Annotated in this window: 6 protein-coding genes and 1 pseudogene; all 7 read right to left on the bottom strand. The window is 70.5% G+C overall.

Translation table 11 applies throughout. The annotated features are described in order from the left end of the window. Window positions 1-16 precede the first annotated feature (16 nt). On the bottom strand, window positions 17-760 hold the full coding sequence (locus tag ACFWPS_RS49910) for an AAA family ATPase (protein WP_383719992.1): 744 nt from the start codon (window positions 758-760) through the stop codon (window positions 17-19). Continuing rightward, a pseudogene (locus ACFWPS_RS49915) lies at window positions 757-2397 on the bottom strand (Mu transposase C-terminal domain-containing protein). The gene ACFWPS_RS49910 and the pseudogene ACFWPS_RS49915 overlap by 4 nt, the downstream one beginning before the upstream one ends. A gap of 112 nt (window positions 2398-2509) precedes the next feature. Beyond that, window positions 2510-3520, bottom strand: a complete 1011-nt coding sequence (locus ACFWPS_RS49920; protein WP_383719995.1) for an ATP-binding protein — start codon at window positions 3518-3520, stop codon at window positions 2510-2512. A gap of 408 nt (window positions 3521-3928) precedes the next feature. Further along, window positions 3929-4627 carry a caspase family protein gene (locus ACFWPS_RS49925; protein ID WP_383720004.1) on the bottom strand — a complete coding sequence of 233 codons (699 nt, stop codon included), beginning with the start codon at window positions 4625-4627 and terminating at the stop codon, window positions 3929-3931. A gap of 69 nt (window positions 4628-4696) precedes the next feature. Next, a complete protein-coding gene (locus ACFWPS_RS49930) occupies window positions 4697-5023 on the bottom strand; it encodes a hypothetical protein (protein ID WP_383719997.1) in 327 nt (108 codons plus the stop codon). Window positions 5024-5405: 382 nt separating this feature from the next. Next, window positions 5406-6221 (bottom strand): SAM-dependent methyltransferase, encoded by an 816-nt coding sequence (locus ACFWPS_RS49935; RefSeq protein WP_383719999.1) that lies wholly within the window; start codon window positions 6219-6221, stop codon window positions 5406-5408. A gap of 551 nt (window positions 6222-6772) precedes the next feature. Further along, window positions 6773-7153, bottom strand: coding sequence for a toxin Doc (locus ACFWPS_RS49940; protein ID WP_383720001.1), 381 nt, complete (start codon window positions 7151-7153; stop codon window positions 6773-6775). Window positions 7154-7406 lie beyond the last annotated feature (253 nt).

Consider the following 7406-nt stretch of genomic DNA (forward strand, 5'->3'; position numbering starts at 1 on the left):
CATGGCGCCGTGGTGGTCAGGCGAGGCGGCTGAAGGCCCAGCGCAGCAGTTCCTGATCAACGCGGGGGCGGCCGGTGCGGGTCAGGGCGGTACGGGTGTGCGCGGTCAACTGCGCCCAAGCACGGAAGTTGCCGTGCGCGGCGTGCTGGTCGGCGAAGGTGATGTCGCCGGGGTCGGCGTCGGCCCAGACCGGATGGAACAGCGGGATGGCCTCCAGGACTTCGCCGGGGGTGAGGCGGGTGAAGTGCTGCCAGATGAAGATGCGGGAGGAGAGCATCGGCCCGCGACGCAACACGGTGTGGCAGCCCTCCCCGCCGACGAAGATGATCGCGAGCTGGGTAGCGGGTTCGTCCCACAGGCAGCGGAAGTATTCGAACGCCTCCCCGTCGAGCCACCGGGCCTCGTCCACGAGGAAGGTGCGGGGGCGTTCGGACAGGGCCGTCTTCAGCAGTCGGTCGAACCCGCCGGGGTGGCGGGATGGTTCACCGGCCAGGTCGAGCGCGGTGAACAGCTCGTAGCGCACCGCGCGGGCGGTGGGACGGGCCCGGAAGGTGATCTTGCGGACGTCCTCGTGCGGCTCGAGCCCCCGCAGGCAGATGGGGGCGGCGAGCGTCTTGCCGAAGCCGGCGCCGCCGTGGATGCACATCATGGCCCGCGCGGCGACCGTGTCGGAGATGTTCTCCCGGGCGGTGAGCAGGGCGCGGGTGGTGACCACGGACGCATCGGGCAGGCCGACGTACTGGTAGGCGGCCGCGGTCACGAGGCGTCTCCGTCTTCAGCGGCCTGTGCAACGGGTTCGGGCAGGCCGTCGGAGGCAGGTTCGGACAGGACGGGAGCAGGCCGGCCCGGCATGGTCCGGGTGACGAGGGAGGGCGGGGTGCGCCAGTCGGCCGGGGGCACGGCGGGCGGGATGAGGCCCGGCAGCGCAAACTGCGCGAGGTCAGTGCCGGCGGTCTGGGCGAGTTCGCCCTCGGCCTGCGCGGTGGTCAGCGCGCCAAGCCGCCGGGGCGCCTCGGGCTGGTTCACAGCGGCGTAGCGCTCGCGCTGGCAAGCCTCCAGGTCCTTCTTCAGACGGCGGGAGCGAGCGGCCCGCGCCCGCCGTACGGCGCTGATCTGTTCGTCGGCGGCCTGGTCGGCCAGGTCCGCAGGCCCCAGATAACGGCCCGTGGCCGCGTGGCAGACCTCTATCCGGTGATCGTGGCGGGGCATGAAACGGACCCGAACCTGGATCCCGGCCAGGCCGGTCATCCACAGCCCCACATAGTCGCGTCTCCTGAACCGGATGCCGCAGGTGGTCAGCGTGCGGGTGCCGGCGTCCTCCAGGGGAACGTCCGCAGATCCGTGGCCGGCACGTCCCGCAGCGGGGTGGGATCGTCCTGCCACGCCTCAAGCGGAGTCCTGCCCCGCAAGGGCGCGGGGCGATGCTCGGTGTTCCACCACGAAGTCCACTCCAGCAGCCGGGCGGTGAAGTCCTCGAAGCCGAGCAGCACCTCGTCCTTCGGACGGGAAGCACGCTTACCGGGGCGCGGCTGGCGGGCACAGCCGGGCAGCGCGGCCAGGAACATGCTCTCCACCGCCCGGTTCAGCCCCTCCACGGTGCCCTTGAGGTGGGGCGTGCACGCAGGCAGGTCCTCCACCGTCACGTCCAGGAGATCGAACGCGGCGGTCACCGTCCGGGACAGGAAGTCCTTGCCGCGGTCGACACGCACCTTCTCGGGCAGACCACCGAACGGACCGTAGGGGTCCTCGCGCAAGACCGCGGAGCGCAGCGCGGCCAGCACCGACTCCCGCGACGGATCTCCCGGCGTGACCGCGACGCCGGTGATCGCGTTCGTCGCGCAGTCGGTGAACCAGGTGATCCACGGCCTGCGAGCCTCGCCGTCGACATCGACCAGCACCGGTGCCTGCATGTGGTCCCTCTCCCACACCTTGTTGCGCCAGCCGCGCGGCCGGGCCAGGAACACATCATGCTTGCGCGCCGCCCGCTCCCCACCCGCAAGCCCCGCCCGCCCCCCCGGCGTCAGATCACGGCGGATCGCCCGGTGCAGCGTCGTCAGCGACGGCACCTCCGGCGGCAGACCGATACCGGTCGGCGGCCCGACCTGTACACCGGCATCAGCTGCAGGGCGTTGGGCCGCGCGAGCAGCGAGCTCACGCTGCACCGCGGCGACATTGCCCTTCCACAACGCCAGCAGAGCGCGGAACCTCCGGTGTGATCGTGAACCTCGTGCCGGTCTGGGCCCGTGCCCCCGGTTCGTCAGCTGCCCGTTCGTCGCGGCTGGCCGCGGCCAGCCACCGCCACACGGTGCGCTCCGACACCCCCAGCGCATCCGCCGCCACCCGGACATGACCGGTCGTCAACTCGCCCCGCACCCGCAGAGCGAGCAGCCGGCGCACCGCCACACCGCGCAGCGCGGTACGCGACGCCGCCGGAAGCCCGCCCCGCGCGGCGCCGGCCGCACCACCGTCTTCCATCTCCCCCTCCCTCCCCTCACATCCACTCAGGCCGTCAGGCCGGAGGGCTCAGACGCCGGAACAGACGACCCAGCAGCTCCCGGCCCACCATCGCGTCCGGCACGGTCACCAGCGCGCTCTGCAGGTACGTCGTCAAGGCAGCCCAGATACGGAAGACGCCGTGCGTGCAGGACTGATCGATCCACGCCACCTCCCCGCCCGCGACGCCAGCCCACAGCGGATGAAAGACAGGCACCGCCGCAGCCACCTCGCCCACGGCAAGACGCACCACCTCCTGCCACGCACAGATCCGCGATGCCAGCTGCGGCACACGCGCCACCGCGCGCTCGCTGCCCGCCCCGCACAGCACCAGCGCCATCCGGGCATGCGGGTGGCCCCACAACGACTGCAGATACTCCAGACACGGCACCGGCAACCGCTGCGCCTCAACCACCACCAGCACCCGAGCCTCGTCCACGGCGCCGACGATCCGCTCATCGGCCTCGGCCGAACGGTGCGGAAACCGGCCCGGCAACACCAGAGCCTCGAACACCGTCCGCCGCAGTTCCGACACCGACGGACGCACCGGCACCCGCACCCACGACACACGCCAGCCCGCCGGCGGATCCGAGAGCGCCATCCGCAGCGCCACCGTCTTGCCCCGCCCCGCATCCCCGAACACACACCCCGCGCCCCCGGCCGCCATCGCCTGCCCCACCGCCTCAGCCACCGCACGCACCGACGCCGCACGCACCGCCCGAGCCCCCATCGGCAGTACCACCCCCGGCACATCCGCCACCCCCGCAGCCTCCCGCGCTGCATGCCTCAGCCCAGCCGCACCAGCCGCGGCAGAAGCAGACGGCGTACCGGCGCCGGCACCCGCGACGGCAAGATCCGCCAAAGCCTGCCGGGTCTCCCTTCCAACCCGCTCCTGCCGCACCACAGCACCGTCCGGCAACACCCGGCCCGAGGCCAGCTCGCGGTGCACGGCCCGGTACACCGAGGCCAGCGAAACCCCCGCATCCCCCTCCCCGCACTCCTTCAAATGCCCGTACAGCACAGACACATTGCCCCCGCCTGCGCCAACACCTCCCACGCCCCCTGCGACAACTCGAACCGGGAACGCCTGCGACGCTCCACACCGCCCTCACTGCACGCCGCACCCACCCACCGGCCACACCGTCCTCGAATGCACCCCAGCCAACCGCGCCCCCGCCCGCACACGCGCCGACGTCAAACCACCGGACGCATCCAGCTCCAGCAACCGCCCCACCAACACCGGCCGGGACACCGACACCAGTCCCTCAAGCTCCCGCTCCCCCACCCGCTCCTCCCCCGGCCGCACGCCCGACAGAAGACCACCGTGAACCCGCCCGCCCCGCAAAAAGACCAGAAGTGCCGTTCCCATGACAGCAACACGAAACGAGGCGTAACACCCCACGACAGTCGCTACGACAGCAGACACCACCCCACGTCAGCAACCCCGCCCACCCCCAGCACCCACCACCGAAAACACCCCGACCTGACACCCCGACCTGACAGCCAACCACTGACACCAAACCGGCACATCGCAATGATCGCGTGCGAGTGCGACCTGGGCACCGCTGTTGCGGTCCCGGGCCTGCGGAACGGGATGCGCCCGCGCCTCCAGCGTCCGGCGCAGATGCCGGTAGAGGGAGCCCAGATCGAGCAGCGCGGGACCACCGGGTATCCCCCTGTCGAGCAGGGCCCCGGTGAAGGCCGTACAGGTGTCTCCCGCCGGCGCCAGAGCCGTGCGGGTCTCCGCGGCCGCCGCCAGGAGGAAACTGCCCTCCACCACAGCCTGGTCGGCAAGCCCCGTCCCGGCGCTCATCCTCCCCAAAGCCAGGCCGCTGCAACAGCAGTCCAGGATCACCACATGACGCTCGGCCCTGGAATCCAGCAGCAGCACCTGGCGCACCCCGTCATAAGGCAGACCGGTCTCGATACGGCCGAACCCGGTATGCGGCAGGGCCAAAACGAGCTGGTCCCGGGCATCAACCAGCCCGTGCCCCGCGAAGTAGACGACCAGTGTGTCCATAGCCTCTGCAGCCGCCTCGCGTACCGCGCCCACGACTCCGCGTGCCGTGACCGGATCCTCCACGACCGTCACATGCTCCCCGGGCAACCACAGCGACAACGGCCCCCGCAGCACACCGGCCAACGCAGCACACCGGCCAACACCTGCAGGCTGTTCGCGACAGCCGGCAACCGCTCCAGACGCTCATACCGGCTCGTCCCCACCAGCACAGCGCGCGAAGCCCCCGGATCGGACAGCACACTCACCGCTCCCCGCCCTCACCGCCACCGACCGCCTCCAGCGCCCGGACCGCCCGCGCGATCTCCCCTCAGAACCCTCCACAAGGACGATGACCGTCCCCCCACGGCGGATCCCCACCCACGCCCGCTGCGGCCGGCTCTGCCGCCACACCGCCACCGCCAGCACGAACGACGCCGCACCCCACCCATTACCCGTCACCAACTCCAGCACATCCACGACCGTACCCATCCCCCCCGGCCCCGGCACACCACCCCACACCCCCACCACCACAGACCACCCAACCCCAGGATCCGCACGCAACCACCCCTGCAACGAACGCAGTTCCCCCGCGCCCAGCCCGACCTGCAGCTCTCACCGCACCCCGACCTCCCCTGATCCGCACGCCACCCGACGACCATGCACAACCGACCAGGAAACCAGCTCCAGCACAACACCACACCCGACCAGGCAAAACACACCTGACCAGCGCAAACACACACCGAGCCTTCTCACGCCAGAGCCACTACAACAAGCCCACCCCCCTCCACCCAGAACAAAGAACCCCAGATCACACACCCTGACCCCACCACCAAAACCGCTTACCCCACCTCTCAGCAAACCAACAACACACCAGATCAGCTGAGTGTGCGCGGCAGCGAAGTGAAGCGAGAGATCACGGCTTCAGCGCCACGGCTCCCAGCTGGGGTACGACCGCGGGCTCTTCCCCGGGCTCCGGCCGCCACAGCGAGCAGGACACCAGCCCGGGCTCCAGGAGCGTGAGCCCGTCGAAATACTGGGCAACCTCCCCGCTGCTGCGGGCGGTGACCGGCGGTTTGGCGTTCGCGTTCCAGAACTCCATCGCCTCGAGCTGGAGGTCGCCGCCGAGTTCGCGCTCCGTGGTGGGATGGGTCAGCACGAGGAAGCTGCCGGGGGCCAGCGCCTCCACGAGCCGACGTGCGATGGCCCGCGCCTCGTCACCGTCAAGGACGAAGTTGAGGATGCCGAGCAGCATGAGTGCGGTGGGCCTGGTGAAGTCGAGAGTCCGTCCGGCGATGCGCACAATGGTGTCCGGGTCGTGCACATCGGCGTCGATGTAGCCGGTGGCGCCCTCCGGGGCACTGGTCAGCAGGGCGCGGGCGTGCGCGAGCACGATGGGATCATTGTCGACGTACACGACCCGCGACCCGGGAGCGATCCGCTGGGCGATCTCGTGGGTGTTCTCCAGGGCCGGCAGGCCGGTGCCGATGTCGAGGAACTGACGGATCCCGTGCTCCTGTGCCAGACAGCGCACGGCGCGGCCGAGGAACTCCCGGTCTGCGCGCGCGATGTCGCGGATCACGGGGATCATTCCGGCAACATGATCGCCTACCTGCTGGTCGACCTGGTAGTTGTCCTTGCCGCCCTGCCAGTAGTTCCACACGCGAGCGTTGTGCGCCGTCCCAGTGTCGAGTCGCTGCACTGCGGCGGTGGCACTCCGGTCCTCGCTCACGTCTTCCTCTCCTCGCACGCCCAAGGACCGCATGAAACAGGGCACTTGCGGTCACGGCTGCGCTATGGCAGTTCGCCGGGCGTCATTCTGCCGTACACCGCCATCGCCGTGTCCCCGAACAGGCAGGGCGGAGGAAACTCGGGACTACGACGCTCTGCCCGCGGCTACCGCCACCCGGGCCGGCCTGCCGGCTGCCGCACGACGAGATCCACCAGGCGTCCTCGCGATCCGCTCCCGGCCGCCCAGCCGATACGGAACCCGGCCCACCCCGGGGAAGGCCGTGCACCCTTCCGGGGGAAGCGGGCCCGCGAACCAGCAGTCAACGGCGACCCGGGCACCGAAGGCCGAGCCGCCCCGCGGCGAACCCCCGTGAAACGGCCGGACCGGCCGGCCTGGGCAACCCCGTCGTCACCTGCACCTCACCGTCTCTCCCGCAACCACGCCTCCGGCACCCACCCCCGTACGGGACCGACCGCCCAAGACGCCACCGCCACCCGGCAGACCACCGAAGGCGCCACAAACACAGCGGCGATCCCCGCCCCGGCCCGGCGCTACAGCTTCCAGCCACGCAGCTGATCGGCGACATCCCGGACGCTGACACGGGTGTCGCGGACCCTGCCGACCAGGCCGGACAGCGCGCCACAGGGCGGATCGACGCCCACGCCGGCCTGCGCCACGTACTGAGCAGCAAAGAACGCGGCATACAGACTGCTGCAGTACGGAAGCGGCTCCACACGCACGATCGTGTGCAGAAGGGCCGCAGCACGCCAGACCGCGTCCGGGTCGGCCGTCGCGAAGGCGGGCATCCGGGTCCTGCGCCCGGCAACCGCAGCAACCAGCGCAGAACAGTCCGCCACAGCCAGGTCGTCATAGCCCAGCACGCTCTCCCGGACATCCAGCAGCCAGCAGACGCCGATGTAGAGGGACGGCATCAGACAACACCAACCCCGTCACCACACTCCGCAGGCGGCACCACATCAGGAAACACCACATCAGGAAACACCACATCAAACTCACCACGCGCACCCCACACAGCGACCCTCCCCGCCGCTTCCAACCGCTTGACCCCGTGCAACACAACCCCGAAAAGCCACAATCACAGCCCCCCTCCCCACCATGACACCCACAAGCCACAAGGCCCCAACCAACACCTCACCACCAACATCAAAACCGGAACAGCCCCCC

The organism is Streptomyces sp. NPDC058457 (genome assembly GCF_042720695.1).
Taxonomy (GTDB): Bacteria; Actinomycetota; Actinomycetes; order Streptomycetales; family Streptomycetaceae; genus Streptomyces.

Coding starts and splice junctions, on each gene's coding strand:
- ACFWPS_RS49940 (WP_383720001.1), bottom strand. CDS start 7,153: ATGCCGTCCCTCTACATCGGCGTCTGCTGGCTGCTGGATGTCCGGGAG.